Genomic DNA, 22,147 nt, shown 5'->3' on the forward strand with positions numbered 1-22,147 from the left:
TTGAAATTCAGCATTTGTTTCTCTACCGACCCTTGCCATGTGTTTGTTATTTACATTACCACTTGTAAATAATGACATCATCGCCGTCCAAGGTCGCCAGATAACGTCCCTTGGATTGTGCTAAACTACTGGTTGATTTTCCGTACACTGGCAAGGAGGGTAAAATATCGCCCTCTTCATCAATAATATAGACCCGATGCTCTCCAGACTCTACCAGGTGTACAAAATTTCCATCTTTCAAATGGGATAAACGTGCAGGAAGATAGGTTCCGTAAGGCAACGTAGTTTTTACACCATTGATATTAAGCACATTATTATCTTGTCTGATCAGCAGTTTTTCATTGGTCACCAAATGCTCGCCGGCGCCCCATTTACCTGAGAGTACCACCTCTCCCTTAACTAAATCTACAGTTGCCAGGGCACCATCTGTTGTTAACGTTTTTAAGCGATTCTCATGGAAGTATAACGGACCTCTTGGGTTAACTTTTTGTTTTACCTTGGTTCGTACACCACCTGTTCGGTGCAATAGGGAGATGTTTCCGTCCGCTTTCGCGAAAGCGATAAAATCCTTGCGTCCGACTCTACAGTGTTGTGGCTTACTGACAATGCTACCATCGGGACGATAGTTAAAGCCTTTGACCACATCTCCTTCACGATCAAACATGATCAACTCATCCTCCTGTGTTACCAGAAACCTGTATTCCCTGCGGTTGTCATAATCAAAAACGCTCAATGGCTGGGTGATGGGTTGTTTGAGCTTTTTGGGATATGAATTGACATCCTTGCCATTACGATCAAGGAAATATACAGCGCCAGAAGTGGCAAAAGCCATTTGCTTGCGCCCATTTTTGTAGGCATCTGTAACTTCAGGTGTACCCAGGATTTGAGCATCCAGCGGTTTGCTCCACCATTTCTTGCCCGTCGCCGAAATCAAGTGCAAGACGTTTTCCTCGTCCTGAAAGGCTACATCGTGTGTTTTGGCAATGTGATTGGGGAATAGAAATGGGCCTGCAATAATTTTCTTAGGCGATTTAAATACGCCGGCTTGACTGATCTGTTGTTCAATACTTGTACCTTGAGTAGTAGGCACCACGATATGGTAATGCGCATATTCATCCTCATGCACGTACTGGCTGATCATTAATGGATATTGCTCTCTATCCAGACTTGTCATGATTTTCTTATCGGCGGTAGAAGCTACCTCTGCCAAGGATTTAAAATAATCCAGCGAGGTGATTTTTAACAGGCTACTGCTCCTACTGATAGAACGATTGGCCGATTTCCACCACGACTGCTCGGACAGTACTGTTTTGTTTTGGTAATTAGAAATAAAAGTTTCTGGAGTGGCCTGGCTTTTTGAAAAAATCATATGCTGACCCAAGACGGTAACATAAGGATAGACATCTTGCTTAACCAACGGAACAATACTCGAGGTATTTAACGCTTCCGCCAGTTCATAAACTGTCTGCTCACGGTAGGTAAACTTTGCCGTAGATAGGCTATCCAGATTCATAAAAATGGCTTCGTAGGGTTTTAACGTAAAAACCAAAGCCAGTTCCTTTTGCAATTGGATCTCGCTCATTTCTGAGGTATTTTCCAGTAGGTCTTCAATGGGCTGGCTCACATTTATTTTCTTGGAGTGGAATCTGCTCAGGTTTTTGACCAACTGTTCTGGACCATCGTATGTCACAGATCTTAAATTAATCAGATTGACTGGCGCAATTTCCTGCACTCTATTTTCTTGTCCGCGCAGGTTGTTGTAGAGATCATGGTCCATGCGCATACTGTCCCTGTAGGTCAAAATACCGTCCAATTGTAAAACAGCCTCACTATTTTGAGGTTCCAACTGATACCAGAGTGCATGGTTTTGGTTGGCATTCGTATTTCTACCCATCAAGAACTGCTCAAGCCAATTTTTGCTGCTGGCTTTGACATATATGGAAAAATCATTGTTGTAGGTCCGCTGATAAATATGTCGGAAAGATTCATCAAAAACATAATTCTCAATGTTTCTGTTGATCAGATTTTCAATCACCAATTGTGAGGTACTCGCCAGATGGATGCCTTTATGATTCAAAGAATAAACAGTAAGCCCCTCTTTGGAATGCGCCTCAATCTTTTCACCATTATAGGTAAGGCTGTGATGCAATGAAGTAGAATCTGCAGGAAATTGAGCAGTATTGGTGATTAAGGTAATAACTACCTCATTACGCCCCTCCATACTCAAAGCAACTAGAGCTTCATGATCCAAATCATATGCTCCTAAAAAATCAGCTGCCTTTTTGATTTCCTGTAGGCGAGAAAGCTTTTCCAATTGACCAAATAACTCATTGCTTTGCAGGAACTGATGCACGTCGGCAAGTCGTTCAGTATGCAATATAATTCTGGAATCGGTAGGGATACGTTGCAATAAGTCATTACTGTATTCAACGTCGTTTTGACAGCTGGATAGTAGCATGGCGCTGGCGATCATTACCAAAAGTAGGCGCATAAAAAACATTTTTTGTAAAAATATAAAGGAATTCAGAATGCAGATACTGAATCTACAACAAGTTATAAGTCCAGTGTCAACTGTTCTGGCAAAAGTCTAAAACTTTTTCGGTGATATGATGTAGGTCCAAAAGCCTTGATGGCCTCACGGTGTTTAAAGGTGGGATAACCCTGGTTGTTCTGCCAATCGTAGTTCGGATGGATTTTAGATAGCTCCATCATATAGTCATCCCTGTAGGTTTTGGCCAAGACTGACGCAGCTGCAATGTGCAGATATTTACCATCTCCTTTGATCACAGTCGTAGACGGGATATTTGGATAAGGAGTAAATTTATTGCCGTCAACAGCGATGTGCTCGGGTGTGAGTTTCAATTGACTGATGGCTTGATGCATGGCCAGAATACTGGCTTGAAGGATATTTATCTCGTCTATGGTATCCATCATGACATGAGAAACGCTCCAACTCAATGCTTGCTCTTCAATGATTGGCCGAAGTTCATATCTACGCTTTCGCGAAAGCTTTTTGGAATCATTTAAAAGGCTACAGCTAAAATCCGATGGCAGAATTACCGCAGCCGCAGTAACTGGACCTGCCAAGCAGCCTCTTCCCGCTTCATCAGTACCACATTCTAAAATATCAGGATGAATCTGAAGTTCTAACATGGTCAAAAGTACATAATAGGCACAGGATAACATCGTTTTAATGGTTACTTTTGGACACAGATGGCGTTCTTATGGCGAACAGATTTTTAGTAATGACTTTTCTTTTGATAGGCTTTCCCCTGGCTGTTCTGGCCCAGGAAGAAGAGCTTAGACCTATCAACGACTTGAATCCAGCCCAGAGGGAGGATCAATTAATCAATAAAGACATCACTATCGAGGGAGATAAGCCTCCTATTACAGATTACTTGATTATTTCACAAGATCGGGATACCACTTTTGTAGACACCACTCTTTCTTTAAAAAAAGAATATAAGTTCAATTATTTGCGGCAGGATAATTTTGAACGACTGGCTTTTCATAATGTGGGCCAGCCCTATAATCATTTGGGCCGTAATTTTGACTTTGATTTATTGTCTCCACGTATGGGTGCCAGAGCCAGGCATAACAATTACATAGAGATTGAGGATGTGTATGACTATTACGTACCCACGCCGCTCACCGAACTATATTTTAAAACAGTGGTGAATCAGGGTCAACAACTGGATGCCTTATTCACGTCCAACCTATCTCCAGAATTCAACTTTTCCATTGGTTACAAAGGGGTGCGTAGTGCTGGTGATTATATCAATACCTTGACCAGTTCTGGAAACTTTAAGTTTACCGCTAATTACGTTTCAAAAAACGGTAAATATCGCTTGCGCGCTCATACTACTTTTCAGGATCATCTTAATCAGGAAAATGGTGGACTGACCTCCCAAAGCTTGGAAAATTTCAGGGCAGATCTTGAAGACTTTAGCAATAGAGCAAGGTTGGAGCCCAACTTGGAAACAGCACAAAGCAACCTGGATGGGCGACGTTTCTATATTCATCATGATTACGAATTGGTAGGCCATCGAGATAGCACCTCTTATTACAGCGGAAGAATTTACAACCAAGCTTTCTACGAGGATAAGTATTACAGATTTACCGAAGATCGACCTACCAATAGTTTTTTAGGTGAATCCTACGTAAATAATGGTATCAGGGATAAGACGGATTTTGAAGAAGGTGCTATTGAAGTGGGCGCGGTATTTGATCACCACCTTTTGGGCTATTATAAGGCAGGAATTGCCAGACGCAAATACAATTACGGCTACAATCGGATCATTGATCAGGGAACTAATGTGATTACAAATAGATTGATAGGCGAATTGTATCAGTTCAAAGCTGGTTTTGCCAAGCAAATAGGTAAATTTGATGTCTCCGCTCAGGGAGGATTGAATCTGGCCGGAGAGCTGGACGGGCAATTTCTGAAGGGAAAAGCTAGTTATGATTTCCCTTTATTCCAACTCGCCGCCGGTATTTCGGTAAGTTCGCGGGCTCCTGACTTTAATTATCAACTCTTTCAAAGCGATTACGTCAATTATAATTGGCAAAACAGTTTTAGCAATGTTGAAAAACAAGAGCTGAAATTTGAAATGAAGTCAGAAAAATTATTGGATGTCGAGCTGAGCCTGACCACCCTTCAAGACCACGTCTATTTTTCTGAGAACTTGATTACAGACAACGACGGTGAAATCACAGGATATACGGCCCGACCTTTTCAAGCCGATGATGACATTGCCTATTTAAAGATCAAAGCCCACAGGGAATTTAAATTCCTGAAATATTTTGGATTGGACAATAGCATCATGTACCAAAACCTGACCCAAGGTAGTGATATCATCAATCTTCCCCAGTTGACCACGAGAAATACTTTATATTACAAAAACAGATTTTTTCAAAAAGCGCTTCTCCTGCAAGCTGGAATAACGGCAAGGTATTTTACTGAGTACTCCATGGACGGATATGACCCAGTTCTGGGTGAATTCTACACCCAAAACTCAGAAGAATTAGGCGGATTCCCGTTGATTGATCTCTTTATCAATGCCAAGGTCAGACAAACCAGAATATTCTTTAAACTTGAACATGCCAACCAATTGGTGGCGAGTAACAGTGATTACTTTTCTGCCCCAAGAAATCCTTATCGAGATTTTACCATACGATTCGGTCTGGTCTGGAATTTTTTCCTATAAACTTTCCAATAACTAACTCCAGACGTATTAAATTTTTGTTAGAAAAGTTAAACTATCAGAGTTTTGCATCCGTATTTGCCTGATAATCAATCCTACATTGTTAAAACGTTGAGAGCGTTTAGATTTCTTTAAAAACCACATCCCAAGAAGCCTCGTAGGTTTGTGTACATATTAAAAACACAAACTATGAAAACTAAAATTTTAATGATCGCACTTCTTGCAGGTGCAGTTTCTTTCACATCATGTGACGATGACGACAACGTAAACGAAGAGCGATTTGACCGCGCAGAACTTTACGCTACAAGTACAAGTAATGGAAATGTTACAGTTTACGATTTTAGCGAAAGTAATGATGTAACCACCACATCCCTTACCACTACCTCAACAAATAATGAAGGTATTGCATACAACCCAGATCAAAATGAACTGTATGTGGCCTCTCGTAGCAATAACACCCTAAGCGCTTTTGTCGGAATAGAAGATCTTCTTACTGGTGGTGTTACTGCTATCACTGGAGCAACCAGTAATGTAGATTTTTCCAGTCCCAGAGCTTTAGCTTATCAAGGCAACAGTATTGTTGTTGCAGATAATGCCAATAACACTTTCTTTGTGTACACAAGAACTGCTAGCGGACTACAATTGAGAAACACTTTTGATATCAATTTTCCGGTTTGGGGAATTGAATTTGTAGGTAACGATTTATATGCTGTAGTAGATGTATCTAGTGATTTGGCCATTTTTAATAATTTCCTAAATAATACTACAGATGGAAGTCTGGCGGCCACAAAACGCATTACTATCGAAGGTATAGTTAGAACTCATGGTATCGCTTATGATGCTCAGGATGATTTGTTGATCATGACCGATATTGGTGAAGCATCAGGGGCTGGATCGGATACAGACGGTGGATTCCACTTGATCTCCAATGCAGTAAGCAAAATTGGCGCGGTAGCCGATGGAGGTACCTTGGCCGTAGCAGGAAACCAAATTAGAGTAGCAGGTTCTGCAACTTTGATGGGAAATCCAATCGACGTTACTTATGACACCAATACAGATACAGTATTTATCGCTGAAATCGCTAACGGTGGTGGTCGTATCTTAGGATACAGTAACGCCAGTGCTGGAGGAAACCTTACACCAACTGTAAACAATACATTGGCAGGAGCAAGTTCAGTTGATTTCTATCAAGAAGACTAGTTGTTATTTCCATAATTCTAAAAAGGTCGTCCTCACAGGCGACCTTTTTTTATTTAAATTGTGTGACCATACATATTTTTGATACCTTTGTTGATCATGCAGATCAGCAAATCCATTTTGGCCACCATCTTCTTGATGGTATTTGCAGCAGCGCAACTTACTGCGTTGCATGAGTTCTCACATGACGACCAAGGCTCGGATTGTGAAATCTGTCTGATCGCTCATGACTTCCAACAAACAGACTTTGCCTTAACCGAGGCCATCAGTTTTGAAATAGTGGAGATCAATCCAGTTTCAAAATTGATGATTGTAGAAACCGCTTTCGCGAAAGCGGACAGTCACACATCTCTATTTTTCACAAGACCCCCTCCTGCTTTACTATAACTACCGTGGCCCGACTGGGCAAAATCAGTATTATTAGTAAAAAATCCTCTATTTATGTTCACGAGAACACTCGTGGCATTGTTGGTCCTCACGGGATTACATCTCGTTAAAGCCCAGGAATGTCGTTTGGAGCTTAAGGGTGTCGTAATTGATTTTCACGACGCACAACCTTTAGAATTGGCCCAGATTTATGTGGTCCAGCTGCAAAAAACTTTTTCATCAAAATCCGACGGAAGCTATATCATTACCGGACTCTGTCCAGGAAATTACGAGCTGAAGATTTCGCATTTTGATTGTGAAAGCAAAACCCTGTCGCTGAACTTACAGGAAAGTATGGTTCGGGATATTACATTGGAACATCATGTGAACGAACTTCAGGAAGTTCAGGTGCTTGCAGATGTGCACGATGATCATAACAGCTCACAGTCAGCCACCAGATTGGACCAAGAAAGCATCAACAGGTTCAGTGGAGGTACTTTGGGAGACGCTTTGGAAAGCGTTCATGGGGTAAATGCTCTTAAGACAGGTAGTGCAGTGGTCAAACCCATCATACATGGTCTTTATGGAAGCAGGGTAAGCATAGTCAATGATGGGCTACGCCAACAGGATCAGGAATGGGGTGTTGAACACGCGCCCAATATAGATCAAAATACCGCCGGGAATATCCAGGTAATTAAAGGGGCGAGCGCCCTAAGGTACGGAGGCGATGCCATAGGAGGTACAATTGTCCTGGAACCCAACCGAGTTTTGGCCAAAGACACCCTGAACGGTAGGTTGATCATGCAGGGCCAAACCAATGGCCGCGGTGGTTCCTTAACAGGTACCTTGAACCGTTTCCGTAAATCAGGCTGGTTCCAGCAGGCAACGCTTACTTACAAACGATTAGGTGATTTTGAAGCGCCAGATTATATATTGAGTAATACAGGAAATCAGACTGCAGCAGCCAACTTGAAAATCGGCTATAAAAAATTTGAGTATGGTGCCAGTCTTAAATACAGTTATTATCAGGCATCCCTGGGAATACTGCGGGCATCCCATATTGGAAATGCCTCTGATCTGGTATCCAGCATCAATTCTAGAACACCCTTAGTGATCAATGATTTCACCTACGACATTGCCGCTCCTAGACAGGACGTAAATCATCATGGTTTACAGGCTCAACTATTTAAAAGATTTGCCAGTGCTGGAAAGTTAGAAGTGGACTACAGCTTTCAATTCAACAATCGCAAGGAATTTGACATTAGAAGAGGAGAGAGATCTGGACAGGCTTCACTGGACATCGACCTGAGCACACATCAAATGGCTAGCGTTTTCCGATGGGACGCTATGGAAAAACTGAATTTAGAAACAGGGTTGGACGGCATGTTTCAAATCAATCAGCCCAATCCGGAAACAGGAATCCGTCGTTTGATACCCGATTATGAAGCCTACCGATTGGGTGCATTTACTTCTGGTATTTATAGGTTCAATTCTTCATGGATTCTTGATGCTGGATTAAGATATGATTTATATCATATAGATGCGCAAAAATTTTATCTACAGAGTCGATGGGAGGATTTAGAATACGATCGTTTGTACCCACAATTTGAAGTAAGGCAAGAAGGCAATCAGATTCTTACCAATCCCAATTTTGATTATCATCTACTGGCTTTTACCACAGGTATTCAATACATATTTGACGAGCATTATGATTTATCTATGAATCTAAGCAGCGCTAATCGGGCACCCAACCCAAGTGAACTCTTTAGTGATGGATTACATCATGCACTAGCCACGATTGAATTAGGTAGACTGGATTTGGAGAGAGAACAGTCTTATAAAATAAACACAGTCTTCCATCTCAACAAAAAAGGTTTTGACGCAGAGATCAATCCGCATCTGAACCTAATCAATAATTTTATACAACTGGTTCCTACTGGATTGGAAACCACAACTCGAGGAGCCTTTCCTGTTTACCGCTACCGTCAAACGAATGCCATATTATATGGAGTGGATCTATCGGCTAGATATAATTTTTACAAGCAATCCGATAGCCCGACAAATCTCAATACCAACGTACTAGCAGCAAGCATAGGAAGCCAATTCTCTTATAACCATGGAAACGAAAGAGATACGGACCGACCATTGATTGATATGCCGGCACCCCAATTGCGCACCAGTGGCACACTGTACGGACTTTTTAATACTGCCCTCCAGATAGGACTGACGCACGAATGGGTATTTAAACAGGACCGTTTCCCCGATTACGATTATGAAGTGTTTGTTCCTAACGATCAAGGCGGACAGGATTTGAGAACGGTAGAGATATCAAAATCACCTGATGCCTACCAACTCGTGCACTTAGAAATGGGATTGCCTATTGGGGCTAAAAATTCCCAGCCTAGGGCACAAGTCTTTTTAAGAATCAACAACGTTTTTGACAGGAGTTATCGCAATTACTTGAATCGTCAACGATTTTATGTAGACGAGTTAGGCCGCGATATACAGCTCCAATTGATTTTGAATATTTGAAAGTATTTCCTTTAATTTTTTTAAACCTTAATTGTTTTATTATGAAAAAGAACATTTTTAAACTAGCTATGATTTTTGTAGGTGCCATTAGTTTGACCGCCTGTGGCGACGATGATAATCCCATGGTGATCAACGAGGAAGAGGTGATCACCACGGTAGAATACACATTGACCAATACAGCTGATGCGAATGATGTGGTGGTTTTAAGATCCATTGACGCTGACGGTGAAGGACCAAACGATCCGATCCAAACGGTTTCCGGAGACCTTACTGCCAATGCAGATTATGAAGGAAGTATCAGATTCCTGAACGAGACTGAGAATCCAGCAGAAAACATCACTGAGGAAGTGAGGGATGAGGCCGATGAGCACGAGGTGTTTTATATCACTAATCTAAGCTCACTACAAATCACTAAAACCGATACTGATGACAATAACAATCCACTAGGATTGTTTACTGACGTTACTACCGGCGCAGCTGGAATGGGAAATCTGACCATCGTATTGAGACATGAGCCCAATAAGCCTAATGACAACACATTGGCAGGAGCTGGTGGAGAAACAGATGTACAAGTAGTGTTTGAAGTAGCCATCCAATAGGATCAGATACTTTATTTGGTAGGGAGGCAGCCTGAGGGCTGTCTCTTTTTTTTGCATTAAATTCAAGCAAGGAATTTGCAAAAAAAGTTGGGGTTAGTACTAAAGGTGAAGGATGAAGCATACCAGAAATTGTTGGCAATTCAGACAAAAGACGAATCCAGTACACTACAAAAAAAAACCGCTTCCTTTCAGAAACGGTTTTTATCACGTATATAGAAAATTAATCTTCTAAATCATCCGCAGCATCCTCAATATCGTCTGCTACGTCTTCAACCTTATCTTCAAGGTCTTTTTCTTCTCTGCAGCTCACGGTACCTAGGGTAAACATGGCTGCAATAGCGATAATAAATATCTTTTTAAACATGGTTATTGAATTTAGTGGTTGATTTAATAATTATAGGGGTTTTCTACCAGAAATTATATTGATCAAGATCACAATTACCGCGATCACCAACAAAGCGTGAAATAATCCGCCAGTGGAAAGACCTGGCACTACTCCTAATAGTCCAAGTAACCAAACGATAATACAAATAACGGCAACCAGCCATAAAATACTTCTCATAATTAAGTTTTTAAAGGTTATGATACGAATGTACCTACAATATCAAGCCTTAGTTGTTAAGGATTTACGAATTTGTCAAAGTTTAACTTAGTTATTTATAAGCCTCTTAAACAAAAATTGGATATTCATTAGAACTTTGCTGGGTTATCAATAACCTCTCTGGCCCGCTTTTTATGGGCCTTTAGTTTATCTGCTGCCATTTTATCTAGCGTACTTAGCATCATATTCATCCGTTGATTGTTGGAAAAATGGGTCTTTTTCTCATCCAGAAAATTCCAATACAGCGAATTAAACGGACAAGCATCTTCCTCTCCCCCTTTTTTGCTGACCTTATATGTGCACGCCTTGCAGTAATTACTCATTTTATTGATGTAACTACCGCTGCTTACATATGGTTTTGTCGCTACCAGGCCGCCATCAGCCCATTGTGACATTCCTCTTGTATTGGTGATTTCTACCCACTCGATCGCGTCTATATAGATTCCCAGGTACCATTCATCTACATAACTAGGATCCGTCATGGTAAGCAAGGCATAATTTCCGGTCACCATCAGTCGCTGGATGTGATGGGCATAGGCGTTGTCCAGCGAATTGTTGATCGCATGCGACAAGCAATTCATCTTGGTTTTACCGGTCCAGTAAAATTCAGGCAGATCATTTTTGTTGTCGAGTTCGTTTTTGGTTTGATAACCTGGCATTTCTTTCCAGTAAATCCCACGCATAAATTCACGCCAGCCCAATATTTGCCTAACAAAGCCTTCCACCTGCGAAATATGTATGTCTGTATCGCTTTCGCGAAAGCGGGAAATGGCTGCCTCAATTACTTCTTGCGGACTCAACAATTTTGAATTCATTGCAAAACTCAGTCTAGAATGGAACAAATATTCCTGTTCGGTATGCATGGCATCCTGGTAGTCTCCAAAATGTTTCAATAGATGCTGGCAGAAGTAATTAAGTACATCCAAGGCGTCTTGGCGGGTCACTGGCCAATTAAAACTTTCTTCATTGATACGACCGAAAGTCTTTACTCCCTGATCTTGTAATAATTTGACGATCTTGCGTACATCTTTGCGAAATCCTTTTTCATGAGGGATTTCTGTATCTCCATCCCATTTTTTACGGTTGCTTTGGTCATAGTTCCATTGGCCGCCTTCGGGCTCCTTGTCGCCTTCGATCAGGATATCGTGCTTTTTGCGCATATCCCTGTAAAAATACTCCATGGTAAGGCGTTTCTTCCCCTCAAAAAACTTTTGGACGTCCTTCCTTTTGGTGTAAAAATGCTCTGTATCATAGCCTTGCCACTCGATATCCAAACCTTTGCAAAAATCCTTGAGTTGCTGGTCGAGACGATATTCATCTGGAGCGAGGTATTCAAATTTTTTGATGTCGTGTTCCTTGATGAGCTGTTTCAAGTTTTCAGTCAAATCCTGATGATTTGATTGATCATCCAATTGATAATAGACTGTATTCCACCCCCTGGATTCCAACCAATCGTTAAAACCTCTCATGGCCATAAAAAAGGCCACAACCTTTTGGACATGATGCTTTACGTAATCTGTTTCTTGGCGCATTTCTGCCATGTGGTAGATGATATGGTCATGGTCACCTTTATACCAACTGTGCTTGTGGTTGAGCTGATCACCCAGGACCAGTCTTAAGGTCTTTTGTAACATTATTATACTTTTTAGTACTCATAACGAAATGAACGTCATGAAAAATCATTTGAAATATACCTTGGTACTAACCCTGTTATGGCTCCTCAGTCTTTTTTACATCAGCTTTTTCACTGATGCAAGTTCCACCACCATCACCATGGTCTATGTTATTGGACAAGGGTTTTTAACAGCTTGGGTCATCTCGCAATGGAATAACAAAAGTTGTCGAAACTCAAAAAAATCTTCCAAAGCTGATCGTTAAAACAACTCATCTTCAAGCCATAGTCTTTGGTATTCTCCATTCTGGTCATAGCGATCAGCTTGGGAGACTATATTGAACTTTCTGTCCCTGGGATCGTTCCCTACTCCGCTGTTATACATCCAGTTGCCATAATTGGAATGCACATCATAGTCGATAAGGATATGCTCAAAATAGGCGGCTCCTAGTCGCCAATCCTGCTGCAAGTGTTTTGACCAGTAACTCGCTACATTTTGTCGTCCTCTGTTGCTCATAAATCCTGTTGCAGCAATTTCTTTCATGTTGGCATTCACAAAACGCTCATGGGTCTCCCCATTGATCCAGCGATCCAATTCGCGCAAATTATTTTTCCAATCGTATTCTTTGTCTAGTAGGCCTCCTAAGGCAAACATTTCCTCTTTATGTTTAAGGGAAACATATTTAAAAAAGTCTCTCCAGATCAATTCAAAAATCAACCAGTAAGTATCTTGGTTTTTCTTTATTTGCTCTTCAAATTTTTTGACCTGATAATAAATTTCAGGCGCTGAAATACAACCTTGGGCCAACCATGCACTGAATTTGCTGCTGTAATCCGTACCGATCAAACCGTTTCTTGTTTGCTTGTATTCCTGCAGTTTTTTGGTGTCCCAGAAATAGTGTTGTAACCGCTCCCAGGCGGCTTTTGACCCTCCTTCAAAGGGAAAAGCACTGCGATCGTCCCTATCGATTTCACTCAAACCCAACTCCTGAAGGCTGGGCAGATCACCTTGATCAATATGGGGCATCTCCTGTTGATACCCATCCACAGATACCAATGGGCGCACATCGGCCTGTTTCTCACATCTTTTTCTAAACTCTGTAAAAACTTTGGGGATCTTTTGAAAATGATCAAATGGAATATCGTCTGGATGGAATAAAAATTGGTCGTAAAATCGATGACCCTTGGGAGGATTGTTTAACCTTCCTAATGCTTTTCCCAATTCGTTTTCCTGGGTTAATTCGTCCCGCGTCCATTCTTTTTGCAGATAAATATCTGTGACATTATGTTCTTTGACCAAGGTAGGTAGATACCCTGCAGGACTGCTGTGACTGACCATTAATGGAATTCCCATCGCATTGAGTTGGTTCCTGAGGTCTGCTATGGACTGACGTATAAATTCGGCTCGGTACTTACCAGTTTTTCCGAATTTAATCTGAAGTCCCAAATCTTTTTCAAACGAGTCTGACGAATAAAAAAAGGGGTCAAAACAATATACCGCCATCACTGCACCGCCAGCATCACAGGCAGCTTTCAACCCATGGTGGTTTTGAGTCCTCAAATCGTTCCGGTACCAGACTAGTTGCATAAAATTTTTTCTACGATTGTTGTCGACATTTTTTACTACAGAATTTGACCTGCTCCCAATCCTTGGCCCATTTTTTTCGCCATGTGAATTCGCGTTCACATACTGGACAGACCTTAGTAGGTAATTGATGTGGATTCCTGGCAGATTGTTTCATTGGTGAAGGTTTATGAAGGAGATATTTTTTCTAATTCTTTACCGACCTGCGCATAGCTGAATCTGGTTCCTCCTTTCGCGGAAGCATAACCATCAAGACCATTCACCACCATACTTCCCGCGGCAGTCAGGTCTACCCATCCATCTTTTGATTGCAAACCTTTATCGAGGTAGATATCAGTTATACGACAAATCACAAAAATACATTTGTTCTCTTGGAGAAAATATTCATTTTCGTAGACTGCTGCTACCTGCACAGGCGCCGCCTGAACAAAAGGGACCTCATGAGGTTCTCGATCCAGGCGCTCTATTCCCAATACCTCAAATTCGGAAATGTTGGGATCGTATTTGGCGCTGGACTGATGAGCTTTTGTGACCAAATCCTGGGACACATGATTAAGGCTTATTTCTCCAGTTTCCTTTAAATTCTTGTAGGTATTTCCCGCTCCGTGTCCCAATGGACGCTGTACAAAACCAAATAATGCAGGATCACTTCCCAAATGGAGAACACTACTAAAAATCGCTACATTATCCACCCCATCTTTAGATCTTGTTGCCAACAGGTTGGCACTCTTGAATCCCGTAATACAATTGACCAAATTGGCTCTATCAAAGCGTTCCATATGTTGGATTTGGTCTAGACTGTAATGAATCATGTAGAGTTGGGTTTAGAAATTTTTCTATTGGGTGACGGCAGAGCGATGGTACTTAATAACAACGCTCACCACACCCAAATTTAAGTTTAATATTTACATAAGATAGTTAAACAAAAATTAAGCCTTAGGATTGTGCTCAAAAAAAAACCGCCCTGAAATAGGACGGTTTGTATTGAATTGTTTCCGGAATTAGCTGTTCGGATCCAAGTAATCAGGAATTCCATTTCCGTTAGTATCTACCGCATCAGAGGGGTTTCCATTATTGTTGGGGTCTGCCATCTCATTGATGGTAAGTATCCCATCGCCGTCGTCATCAGGGTCCAAATAATCAGGCACACCATCATTATCTGTATCTCTAGCATCGGCTGGATTACCATTTCCATTTGGGTCTGGAGCTTCAAAACGATTTTGTATGCCATCGCCATCCAGATCTATATTGACCGAATCTTCGTCCAGGTAATCAGGAATTCCGTCATTATCTATATCTTCTGCATCACTAGGGTCACCGTCTCCATTTGGATCAGCATTTTCAAAAATTGTAGGTACGCCATCATTATCATCATCAATATCTACATAATTATAAAGTATCCTAGTACGCGATCTATCCTGATCTGTATTATCTGCATTGTTAGGAGAAGTCACACTCTTATCTCCATCTAAATCCTCGAATTTGGAAAAAATACCATCTCCATCGTGATCTGTGGTTTCACTCTTATATAACTGAAAAGTAAAAATTAGTGGAGAATAAGTTGGTATTCCAGGAATAGCACTGCTAAAATAACCTATTCCTGAAGGCATAAAGACAGCACCCACACCTGAGTCAGTAAAAGTAAAAGTTCCATCACCATTAGCACTAGAAGCACTAGATTCGTTAAAGTCAGTTAATCCCAGAGAGAAACCGGTAACGGTGTTGGTCAAATCAAACCAAATAGGATTAGTAGATTGATCAAAGTTATTCCCATTCAATAGCTGGCCGCGATAAGTAACTAAAGTACTGTCAGCAAATGCCGGTTGTCCTGCTCCACCTCCCTGGCGCACTTTCAATACATAATACGTGTAATCTATATCGTCACGTCTGATGGTACGACTCACGACATCCTGCATAAGAGGTCGTTTATCAACATTGTTTCCAGCGATGGTATCAAATTCGATTTCAAATCCTTCACCTTGCGGATTACTGGCAAACTCTTCATAGTTATAGAAGTGAGTTTCCAGATAGGCTTGGAGCTCGACAAGATCTTCTGCATAAACTTCGTTGCGGTCCCTCACTGGTATCCCTCCGTCATCATCATCGTTTCCACAACTATATAGCACCAAACCTGCCAACAGGCCGGCCAGCGCAAATCCAATATTTTTCATCATCAATTTTTTAAAGCAGTCAAAGATAGTATTTTCCGCTATTTTTGTGGATAAAACGAGTAAATATCGGGCTTCTTATGCGTGTAGATAAATATTTGTGGTGTGTACGATACTTCAAAACCAGAAGTAAGGCGACTGATGCTGCCAAAAAAGGTAGAATACGCGTGAATAATGATATCGTTAAACCAGCCCGCGATGTCTACCCAGGTGATATCATTCAAGTGCGAAAAGACCAGATCGACTATAAAATTGAAGTATTGGATCTACCACCCAGCCGGGTGGGTAATAAATTGGTCAATCTTTACCGGATGGACCGCACACCTGCAGAGGCATTTGAAGCCAAAAAGCTTATCAGCCTGAATCAAGATTATTACAGGCGTAAAGGAGAAGGTCGTCCCACTAAAAAGGATCGGCGAGACCTGACCGATTTATTACGTCAAGAAGAAGAATGAAACTGGATGCCAAATATTGGGAGAATCGATACCTGAACGAGGAGACAGGTTGGGATCTAGGGCAAGTTTCTGCGCCTATCAAAAACTATGTCGATCAAATCGCCGATACGGATATTTCGGTATTGGTTCCTGGAGCGGGTTATGGTTATGAAGTACTGTATCTGAGAAAAAAAGGAATTTCCAACGTGACAGTAGTAGATATTGCGCAAACGCCATTGAAGCGGCTTCATCAACGCCTAGGTGATCAGCAGGGGTATGAACTGATCCAACAAGATTTCTTTTCGCATAGCGGTAGTTATGACTTAATTTTAGAGCAGACTTTTTTTTGTGCCTTGGAAGTTCGCTTTCGCGAAAGCTATACCCAAAAAATGTACGAATTACTGAAGCCTGGTGGAATACTGGCAGGTGTGCTATTTGATTTCACTCAACAAAGAGATGCTCCGCCATACGGAGGATCTATTGAGGAATATCAGGAATTATTTGCTCCTAAGTTTGACATCTCCCGCATTGAAAGCTGCAGATGTTCTGAACCTGATCGTCAGGGAAAGGAATTGTTTATCGAACTCATTAAACCAGTTTATGAAAAATGAAATTCTCAACCATAAAGAAGTTGAACATAAAATTAAAAGAATTGCCTATCAAATTGCTGAGGTCTACCATCAGAACGATGAGATAATTTTGGCTGGAATCGCTGAAGGTGGTTATGTTTTTGCCCGATTGATCAAAAAAGAATTGGAAAAAATAGTAGGAAGCACAATCAATCTCTGCAAGGTAAAAGTGAACAAAAATGATCCCCTAAAAGAGGTGTCCACCAGCATGACACCAGAAGATTACAAAAACAAGGGGTTGATTTTATGTGATGATGTACTCAATAGTGGGACTACGTTGATTTATGGTGTAAAACATTTCTTGGATGTCCCATTGGACAGGTTCAAGACGGCGGTATTGGTCAATCGTAACCACAAAAAATACCCTGTCAAAGCAGATTTTAAAGGCATCTCTTTATCCACAACCATTGAGGAACATATCAAAGTACAACTTGACCAACCTCCTTATAGTGTTGTTTTAAAATAGATCGCCTACGATCAATTGCACGACTTCGTGGGGACTTTTGTCATCGCATTTGATTTTTTTATCTGCTTGATGGTAAAATGGTCGACGTTCAAAAAGATGCTTCCCTATGAATTCTGCCAATTCCTCTTGGGAACCCACATCAGCAATAAGTGGTCGGTGGTCTTTTTCAGGCCACAACCTTTGCACCAGTTGAGTAATACTCAAATCCAGATACACAGTAATCACTTCTTGTTGGTCGCGTAGAAGCTCCATGGTGTTATAATAGCATGGAGTTCCACCACCAAGCGAAATTACAGTTGGCGAATCCTGCCCGAGTAATTTTTTCAACAGTTCGTGTTCCTTTTTCCTAAAATAAATAACTCCTTTCTCCTGAAAAAGATCAGCAATGGACTGTTGGAGTTCAGAAGTTATAAAATGATCCAGATCCACAAAAGGAAGTTGAAGTGCTTTGGCAAGCTCCTTTCCCACAGTAGATTTTCCTGACCCCATATAACCCAACAAGACAATTTTAAAAGCTTTTTGCATGCGAATAAATACCTTGAAAAATGAATCGGTAAATTAATCCAAAAAAAATTAGGTAGTAATTTAAAAACAGCCGTATATTTGCAGCCGCTAACGCAAAAAGATCTGGTAGCTCAGTTGGTAGAGCATCTCCCTTTTAAGGAGAGGGTCCTGGGTTCGAGCCCCAGCCAGATCACAACAACAGAACGATAGGGACTCCTAATCAAGGCATTTCCTACAATAGAATCCAAATCGTAGCTGTACAAAGTCTTCAAAAAGTCCTTATTTTTAAGGACTTTTTTTAATACCCGGGTGCTGAAATTGGTAGACAGGCACGGTTGAGGGCCGTGTGCACTTGTGCGTGTGGGTTCAAGTCCCATCCCGGGTACTATTTTTCTTCCAGGAATCAACCACCCTATTCGTTTTACTTCAAATTCCATCTTCATCTGAAAGAGATAGGATTACTTATCAGACCCAAGTTAAATCTGTCCCAAAGACACAAAGTACTGTGGTTGGTTTTACATTTTTGTTTAACTTTACTTTGTTGTTTGATGAACAAAACAATGATTTATAATTATTAAAAACATTAACTGTGATCAAGACAAGGTTCAGTATTAAGGATCTAGAAAACTTGAGTGGTATTAAATCACACACCATACGCATTTGGGAAAAGCGATACAATCTACTGAAACCAGACCGTACGGATACAAATATCAGGACCTATGACCTTGAGGCCCTACAAAAGATATTGAATGTCAGTTACCTCAATCAACTGGGGACAAAGATTTCAACCATCGCCAGCCTCTCTACGGCTGAAATTGAAAATCAAGTTCGCAACTACGCAGAACGCAGCAATAAAAATAACCATGCCATCCAAGAATTAAAATTGGCCATGGTCAATTTTGACCAACATATGTTTCAACGGGTGTATGACAGCGTGTTGGATGAATTAGGATTTGAAGGTCTTTTCTACAATTTATTTGTGCCATTCCTAGAGGAACTAGGTTATTTATGGCAAACAAAGACCATCAACATTGCACACGAGCATTTTATCAGCCACCTCATCAAGCAAAAACTCTTGGTCAACCTAGAGAAGGTGCAGTACAGAGAAACACGCTTTAAAGAAAAGGTCTATATCCTTTTTCTTCCAGAAAATGAAATGCATGATTTAGGATTATTGTTCCTCAATTACGAGTTACTCTCCAGAGGTTGCAACACTATTTATCTGGGAGCAAGTATGACATTAGATGCCCTGCCTTATTTTAAAAAGCAGGAAATGAAACCTACATATATCACCTATATTACGGTACAACCTACCATTAAGCAACTTCCGAGTTTTTTAAATCGTTTCCAAAAAAAGGTAGCCAAAGAAGATCCAGTCGAATTATGGATCTTAGGACAAATCGCTCAAAAACTGGATCCCTCCCATTTGAAAAAGAATCAAACGGTTTTCCAAGGTATGTCGGATGTTATCAAGCAAATTCCCCAACTGATCAAAACATGAGTCAAAAAATTGCCGTTATAGGCTCCGGATTTTCTTCACTGGCCGCGGCAAGTTATCTAGCTCAAGCAGGTCACGAAGTTACCATATTTGAAAAAAACGACACGGTAGGTGGCCGAGCCAGGCGACTGGAAAGAGATGGATTCACTTTTGATATAGGACCATCCTGGTATTGGATGCCGGATATCTTTGAAAGATTTTTTGCCGACTTTGATAAAAAACCTTCTGACTTTTACGCCCTGGACAAGCTGAGTCCAGCCTACGCGGTTGTTTTTAAAGAGGATACCATTAAAATCGCAGATAATCTGGAGGATATTAAATCCACTTTTGAGAGCATAGAACCAGGCAGTTCAAAAGCATTGGATGAATTTATCTCAGAGGCCGAGGAACACTATGAGATAGCCATTAAAAATTTGGTATATCGACCAGGTGAATCTCCCATGGAATTAGTGACGCTGCAAACGGCCAAAAAGGTAGGTGCCTTTTTAAGCAATGTTTCCCGGGATGTGCGCAAAAAATTTCAAAACCCAAAACTCATTAGCATACTTGAATTTCCCGTGCTTTTCCTTGGTGCTACTCCTCAAAACACTCCCAGCTTTTATAATTTTATGAATTATGCCGATTTTGGACTGGGCACTTGGCACCCCAAAGGTGGTATGTACGAAGTCATCCTGGCCATGAAGAAATTGGCACAATCACTGGGCGTGGTCATTCAAACCAAAAGCCCGGTAGATAGGATACTGATAGATGAAAAAGACAGAGCGCACGGCATCATGACCAATGGGCAAAAATTCTTGTTTGATGTCATACTGTCTGGAGCTGACTATCACCATTCCGAAACCTTGCTGCCAGAAAAACACCGTCAATACTCAGAAAAATACTGGAGCAAAAAGACCTTTGCGCCCAGCTCTTTGATCTTTTACGTGGGATTTGACAAGAAATTAAAGAACATCGAGCATCATAATTTATTTTTTGATACTGACTTCACCAAACATGCCAATGAGATCTATGAGGATCCTCGATGGCCTGAAGATCCTCTTTTTTACGCCAATTTCACTTCGGTCACCGATCCAAGCACTGCTCCAGAAGGTTGTGAAAATGGTTTTTTCCTTATTCCGCTGGCTCCAGGTTTGGAAGACACACCTCAATTACGCGAGAAATATTTTGACATCGTAATCGATCGGTTTGAGAAACGTACCCAGCAAAAGGTAAGAGATCATATACTTTTTAAAGAATCATTTTGCGTCAATGATTTTATTTCAGCCTACAACAGTTATAAAGGAAATGCCTATGGAATGGCAAATACCTTGATGCAAACCGCATTTCTTAGACCAAATTTAAGAAGTCGCAAAGTTAAAAACCTTTACTTTACAGGTCAATTAACCGTTCCCGGTCCTGGAGTTCCACCTTCATTGATCTCTGGGAAGCTAGCCGCACAACTCATTAACAAATACTCTAACCAATGAAAAGCCTATTCGATAAAGTCTCCAGGGAATGCAGCCGCACTGTGACGCACAATTACAGTACGTCCTTTTCACTGGCCAGTAAAATGCTGGGACCCAGTATCCGCCAAGACATCCACAACATTTATGGCTTTGTACGATTTGCTGATGAAATTGTAGATACTTTTCATGATTACGACAAACGTACTTTACTAGATAGGTTTGAAGAAGATCTCCAAAGAGCCATTGAGGATAAGATCAGCTTAAATCCGATTTTAAACAGCTTCCAGGAAACCGTCAATAAATATGATATCACACCAGATATGTATGGAGCGTTCATCCACAGTATGCGACTGGATTTGGACAAATCTGTATATCTTACAGATGAGGAGTACAGAAATTATATTTATGGGAGTGCAGATGTAGTCGGACTCATGTCGTTGAAAGTATTTGTCAAAGGGGATAATGCAAAATATCAAGACTTAAAAGATGACGCTATGAGATTGGGTAGCGCATTTCAAAAAGTAAACTTCCTGCGGGATTTAAAAGCAGATTTGGACATGTTGGAGCGTAGTTATTTCCCCAACACAGACCTACATGACTTGAGCGAAGAGGATAAAGCTAGACTCATTGAAGAAATCAAAGAGGATTTTGATGCTGGACTACGAGGTATCAAAAGACTACCAATCGAAGCAAAATTGGGCGTATATACTGCTTACACCTATTACCGCAGACTACTCACCAGATTGGAACGCACTCCTTCGAGGGAGATACGCAATACCCGAATCCGTGTACCTAATTATGAAAAGATTTTCCTGCTGTCCAAAGGTTATGTAACTTACCGCCTCAACCTCATATAATCTATGCAAGTCGTCTATTGGATCTTGATTTTTGTCGGCACGTTTTGGATCATGGAATTTAATGCCTGGTGGATGCACAAATATGTGATGCATGGTTTTTTATGGAATTTACATGAAGATCACCATCACAAGAAACATAATAGTTGGTTTGAAAAAAATGATTGGTTTTTCGTCTTTTATGCAGTGATAAGTATAGGGTTAAAACTCATCCATAGTATTTACGACATTTGGTGGTGCCTTCCCCTTAGCGCTGGTATTCTGGCTTATGGTATCGCCTATTTTGTGGTACACGATATTTTTATCCATCAGCGGTTCAAATGGTTGCGCAAAGCCAATAATAAATATGCTCGTGGCGTACGCCGCGCCCATAAAGTTCACCATAAACATTTGGGCAAAGCAGACGGTGAGAATTTTGGCATGCTTGTCGTTCCCCTCAAGTACTTTAAATAA

General features: G+C 41.0%; 22 protein-coding genes and 2 tRNA genes. 14 read left to right on the forward strand and 10 right to left on the reverse strand.

Annotated features, from left to right (window positions below; translation table 11 throughout):
- Nucleotides 1-55: 55 nt before the first annotated feature.
- Together EGM47_RS06590 and EGM47_RS06595 are read right to left on the reverse strand one after the other, a co-directional pair.
- Nucleotides 56-2,491: a hypothetical protein gene (locus EGM47_RS06590; RefSeq protein ID WP_124979988.1), complete on the reverse strand. Its 2,436-nt coding sequence runs from the start codon at nucleotides 2,489-2,491 to the stop codon at nucleotides 56-58.
- A gap of 62 nt (nucleotides 2,492-2,553) precedes the next feature.
- Nucleotides 2,554-3,153 (reverse strand): ribonuclease HII, encoded by a 600-nt coding sequence (locus tag EGM47_RS06595; protein ID WP_124979989.1) that lies wholly within the window; start codon nucleotides 3,151-3,153, stop codon nucleotides 2,554-2,556.
- Between the two features lie 92 nt (nucleotides 3,154-3,245).
- Here EGM47_RS06595 and EGM47_RS06600 point away from each other — a divergent pair, with 92 nt between their 5' ends.
- The 5 genes from EGM47_RS06600 to EGM47_RS06620 all read left to right on the forward strand — a co-directional run bounded on the left by EGM47_RS06600 (nucleotide 3,246) and on the right by EGM47_RS06620 (nucleotide 9,898).
- The gene (locus tag EGM47_RS06600) at nucleotides 3,246-5,207 is read left to right on the forward strand and encodes a putative porin (RefSeq protein ID WP_124979990.1); all 1,962 of its coding nucleotides are present in this window, start codon (nucleotides 3,246-3,248) and stop codon (nucleotides 5,205-5,207) included.
- A 186-nt stretch (nucleotides 5,208-5,393) separates the two neighbouring features.
- Complete coding sequence (locus tag EGM47_RS06605; RefSeq protein ID WP_124979991.1) at nucleotides 5,394-6,404, forward strand: YncE family protein; 1,011 nt, start codon at nucleotides 5,394-5,396, stop codon at nucleotides 6,402-6,404.
- Between the two features lie 96 nt (nucleotides 6,405-6,500).
- Nucleotides 6,501-6,788 (forward strand): hypothetical protein, encoded by a 288-nt coding sequence (locus EGM47_RS06610; RefSeq protein ID WP_124979992.1) that lies wholly within the window; start codon nucleotides 6,501-6,503, stop codon nucleotides 6,786-6,788.
- A gap of 54 nt (nucleotides 6,789-6,842) precedes the next feature.
- Nucleotides 6,843-9,299 (forward strand): TonB-dependent receptor, encoded by a 2,457-nt coding sequence (locus EGM47_RS06615; protein WP_124979993.1) that lies wholly within the window; start codon nucleotides 6,843-6,845, stop codon nucleotides 9,297-9,299.
- A 41-nt stretch (nucleotides 9,300-9,340) separates the two neighbouring features.
- Nucleotides 9,341-9,898, forward strand: coding sequence for a type 1 periplasmic binding fold superfamily protein (locus tag EGM47_RS06620; protein ID WP_124979994.1), 558 nt, complete (start codon nucleotides 9,341-9,343; stop codon nucleotides 9,896-9,898).
- A 220-nt stretch (nucleotides 9,899-10,118) separates the two neighbouring features.
- On the opposite strand, the gene EGM47_RS16295 is transcribed toward EGM47_RS06620, so the two are convergent.
- The 7 genes from EGM47_RS16295 to EGM47_RS06650 all read right to left on the reverse strand — a co-directional run bounded on the left by EGM47_RS16295 (nucleotide 10,119) and on the right by EGM47_RS06650 (nucleotide 15,867).
- Nucleotides 10,119-10,262 carry a hypothetical protein gene (locus EGM47_RS16295; protein WP_164510833.1) on the reverse strand — a complete coding sequence of 48 codons (144 nt, stop codon included), beginning with the start codon at nucleotides 10,260-10,262 and terminating at the stop codon, nucleotides 10,119-10,121.
- A gap of 30 nt (nucleotides 10,263-10,292) precedes the next feature.
- Nucleotides 10,293-10,460, reverse strand: a complete 168-nt coding sequence (locus EGM47_RS06625; protein WP_124979995.1) for a lmo0937 family membrane protein — start codon at nucleotides 10,458-10,460, stop codon at nucleotides 10,293-10,295.
- 128 nt (nucleotides 10,461-10,588) lie between these two features.
- A complete protein-coding gene (locus EGM47_RS06630) occupies nucleotides 10,589-12,133 on the reverse strand; it encodes a cryptochrome/photolyase family protein (protein WP_124979996.1) in 1,545 nt (514 codons plus the stop codon).
- A gap of 240 nt (nucleotides 12,134-12,373) precedes the next feature.
- The gene (locus EGM47_RS06635) at nucleotides 12,374-13,699 is read right to left on the reverse strand and encodes a DASH family cryptochrome (protein WP_124979997.1); all 1,326 of its coding nucleotides are present in this window, start codon (nucleotides 13,697-13,699) and stop codon (nucleotides 12,374-12,376) included.
- A gap of 10 nt (nucleotides 13,700-13,709) precedes the next feature.
- Complete coding sequence (locus EGM47_RS06640; RefSeq protein ID WP_124979998.1) at nucleotides 13,710-13,853, reverse strand: DUF2256 domain-containing protein; 144 nt, start codon at nucleotides 13,851-13,853, stop codon at nucleotides 13,710-13,712.
- Between the two features lie 10 nt (nucleotides 13,854-13,863).
- Nucleotides 13,864-14,508 carry a flavin reductase family protein gene (locus tag EGM47_RS06645; protein WP_124979999.1) on the reverse strand — a complete coding sequence of 215 codons (645 nt, stop codon included), beginning with the start codon at nucleotides 14,506-14,508 and terminating at the stop codon, nucleotides 13,864-13,866.
- Between the two features lie 189 nt (nucleotides 14,509-14,697).
- Nucleotides 14,698-15,867: an FKBP-type peptidyl-prolyl cis-trans isomerase gene (locus tag EGM47_RS06650; RefSeq protein WP_124980000.1), complete on the reverse strand. Its 1,170-nt coding sequence runs from the start codon at nucleotides 15,865-15,867 to the stop codon at nucleotides 14,698-14,700.
- 77 nt (nucleotides 15,868-15,944) lie between these two features.
- Here EGM47_RS06650 and EGM47_RS06655 point away from each other — a divergent pair, with 77 nt between their 5' ends.
- Genes EGM47_RS06655 through EGM47_RS06665 form a run of 3 tightly spaced genes read left to right on the forward strand, consistent with a single transcriptional unit; the run spans nucleotide 15,945 to nucleotide 17,393 of the window.
- A complete protein-coding gene (locus EGM47_RS06655; RefSeq protein ID WP_124980001.1) occupies nucleotides 15,945-16,319 on the forward strand; it encodes an RNA-binding S4 domain-containing protein in 375 nt (124 codons plus the stop codon).
- Complete coding sequence (locus EGM47_RS06660) at nucleotides 16,316-16,909, forward strand: methyltransferase domain-containing protein (RefSeq protein WP_124980002.1); 594 nt, start codon at nucleotides 16,316-16,318, stop codon at nucleotides 16,907-16,909. The genes EGM47_RS06655 and EGM47_RS06660 overlap by 4 nt, the downstream gene beginning before the upstream one ends.
- Entirely contained in the window at nucleotides 16,899-17,393 is a 495-nt protein-coding gene (locus EGM47_RS06665; protein WP_124980003.1) for a phosphoribosyltransferase family protein, read from the forward strand. Before EGM47_RS06660 ends, EGM47_RS06665 begins: the two co-directional genes overlap by 11 nt.
- Here EGM47_RS06665 and EGM47_RS06670 read toward each other — a convergent pair.
- A complete protein-coding gene (locus tag EGM47_RS06670) occupies nucleotides 17,385-17,918 on the reverse strand; it encodes a shikimate kinase (protein ID WP_240642315.1) in 534 nt (177 codons plus the stop codon). The genes EGM47_RS06665 and EGM47_RS06670 overlap by 9 nt on opposite strands.
- Before the next feature lie 99 nt (nucleotides 17,919-18,017).
- On the opposite strand from EGM47_RS06670, the gene EGM47_RS06675 reads away from it, so the two are divergent.
- The 6 genes from EGM47_RS06675 to EGM47_RS06700 all read left to right on the forward strand — a co-directional run bounded on the left by EGM47_RS06675 (nucleotide 18,018) and on the right by EGM47_RS06700 (nucleotide 22,147).
- Nucleotides 18,018-18,090, forward strand: a tRNA-Lys gene (locus EGM47_RS06675).
- Nucleotides 18,091-18,200: 110 nt separating this feature from the next.
- A tRNA-Leu gene (locus tag EGM47_RS06680) sits at nucleotides 18,201-18,282 on the forward strand.
- A 204-nt stretch (nucleotides 18,283-18,486) separates the two neighbouring features.
- Nucleotides 18,487-19,398 carry a MerR family transcriptional regulator gene (locus EGM47_RS06685; RefSeq protein ID WP_124980004.1) on the forward strand — a complete coding sequence of 304 codons (912 nt, stop codon included), beginning with the start codon at nucleotides 18,487-18,489 and terminating at the stop codon, nucleotides 19,396-19,398.
- Nucleotides 19,395-20,861, forward strand: coding sequence for a phytoene desaturase family protein (locus EGM47_RS06690; protein WP_240642317.1), 1,467 nt, complete (start codon nucleotides 19,395-19,397; stop codon nucleotides 20,859-20,861). Before EGM47_RS06685 ends, EGM47_RS06690 begins: the two co-directional genes overlap by 4 nt.
- Nucleotides 20,858-21,697 carry a phytoene/squalene synthase family protein gene (locus EGM47_RS06695; protein WP_124980006.1) on the forward strand — a complete coding sequence of 280 codons (840 nt, stop codon included), beginning with the start codon at nucleotides 20,858-20,860 and terminating at the stop codon, nucleotides 21,695-21,697. Before EGM47_RS06690 ends, EGM47_RS06695 begins: the two co-directional genes overlap by 4 nt.
- Nucleotides 21,698-21,700: 3 nt before the next feature.
- On the forward strand, nucleotides 21,701-22,147 hold the full coding sequence (locus EGM47_RS06700) for a sterol desaturase family protein (RefSeq protein WP_124980007.1): 447 nt from the start codon (nucleotides 21,701-21,703) through the stop codon (nucleotides 22,145-22,147).

Source organism: Nonlabens xiamenensis, from assembly GCF_003865345.1.
Classification (GTDB): Bacteria; Bacteroidota; Bacteroidia; order Flavobacteriales; family Flavobacteriaceae; genus Nonlabens; species Nonlabens xiamenensis.

What these genes read in the sequence shown, in the direction of transcription:
- EGM47_RS06590 (WP_124979988.1), bottom strand. Translation starts at nt 2,491, where the DNA reads ATGCGCCTACTTTTGGTAATGATCGCCAGCGCCATGCTACTATCCAGC.
- EGM47_RS06595 (WP_124979989.1), bottom strand. Translation starts at nt 3,153, where the DNA reads ATGTTAGAACTTCAGATTCATCCTGATATTTTAGAATGTGGTACTGAT.
- EGM47_RS06600 (WP_124979990.1), top strand. Translation starts at nt 3,246, where the DNA reads ATGACTTTTCTTTTGATAGGCTTTCCCCTGGCTGTTCTGGCCCAGGAA.
- EGM47_RS06605 (WP_124979991.1), top strand. Translation starts at nt 5,394, where the DNA reads ATGAAAACTAAAATTTTAATGATCGCACTTCTTGCAGGTGCAGTTTCT.
- EGM47_RS06610 (WP_124979992.1), top strand. Translation starts at nt 6,501, where the DNA reads ATGCAGATCAGCAAATCCATTTTGGCCACCATCTTCTTGATGGTATTT.
- EGM47_RS06615 (WP_124979993.1), top strand. Translation starts at nt 6,843, where the DNA reads ATGTTCACGAGAACACTCGTGGCATTGTTGGTCCTCACGGGATTACAT.
- EGM47_RS06620 (WP_124979994.1), top strand. Translation starts at nt 9,341, where the DNA reads ATGAAAAAGAACATTTTTAAACTAGCTATGATTTTTGTAGGTGCCATT.
- EGM47_RS16295 (WP_164510833.1), bottom strand. Translation starts at nt 10,262, where the DNA reads ATGTTTAAAAAGATATTTATTATCGCTATTGCAGCCATGTTTACCCTA.
- EGM47_RS06625 (WP_124979995.1), bottom strand. Translation starts at nt 10,460, where the DNA reads ATGAGAAGTATTTTATGGCTGGTTGCCGTTATTTGTATTATCGTTTGG.
- EGM47_RS06630 (WP_124979996.1), bottom strand. Translation starts at nt 12,133, where the DNA reads ATGTTACAAAAGACCTTAAGACTGGTCCTGGGTGATCAGCTCAACCAC.
- EGM47_RS06635 (WP_124979997.1), bottom strand. Translation starts at nt 13,699, where the DNA reads ATGCAACTAGTCTGGTACCGGAACGATTTGAGGACTCAAAACCACCAT.
- EGM47_RS06640 (WP_124979998.1), bottom strand. Translation starts at nt 13,853, where the DNA reads ATGAAACAATCTGCCAGGAATCCACATCAATTACCTACTAAGGTCTGT.
- EGM47_RS06645 (WP_124979999.1), bottom strand. Translation starts at nt 14,508, where the DNA reads ATGATTCATTACAGTCTAGACCAAATCCAACATATGGAACGCTTTGAT.
- EGM47_RS06650 (WP_124980000.1), bottom strand. Translation starts at nt 15,867, where the DNA reads ATGAAAAATATTGGATTTGCGCTGGCCGGCCTGTTGGCAGGTTTGGTG.
- EGM47_RS06655 (WP_124980001.1), top strand. Translation starts at nt 15,945, where the DNA reads ATGCGTGTAGATAAATATTTGTGGTGTGTACGATACTTCAAAACCAGA.
- EGM47_RS06660 (WP_124980002.1), top strand. Translation starts at nt 16,316, where the DNA reads ATGAAACTGGATGCCAAATATTGGGAGAATCGATACCTGAACGAGGAG.
- EGM47_RS06665 (WP_124980003.1), top strand. Translation starts at nt 16,899, where the DNA reads ATGAAAAATGAAATTCTCAACCATAAAGAAGTTGAACATAAAATTAAA.
- EGM47_RS06670 (WP_240642315.1), bottom strand. Translation starts at nt 17,918, where the DNA reads ATGCAAAAAGCTTTTAAAATTGTCTTGTTGGGTTATATGGGGTCAGGA.
- EGM47_RS06690 (WP_240642317.1), top strand. Translation starts at nt 19,395, where the DNA reads ATGAGTCAAAAAATTGCCGTTATAGGCTCCGGATTTTCTTCACTGGCC.
- EGM47_RS06695 (WP_124980006.1), top strand. Translation starts at nt 20,858, where the DNA reads ATGAAAAGCCTATTCGATAAAGTCTCCAGGGAATGCAGCCGCACTGTG.
- EGM47_RS06700 (WP_124980007.1), top strand. Translation starts at nt 21,701, where the DNA reads ATGCAAGTCGTCTATTGGATCTTGATTTTTGTCGGCACGTTTTGGATC.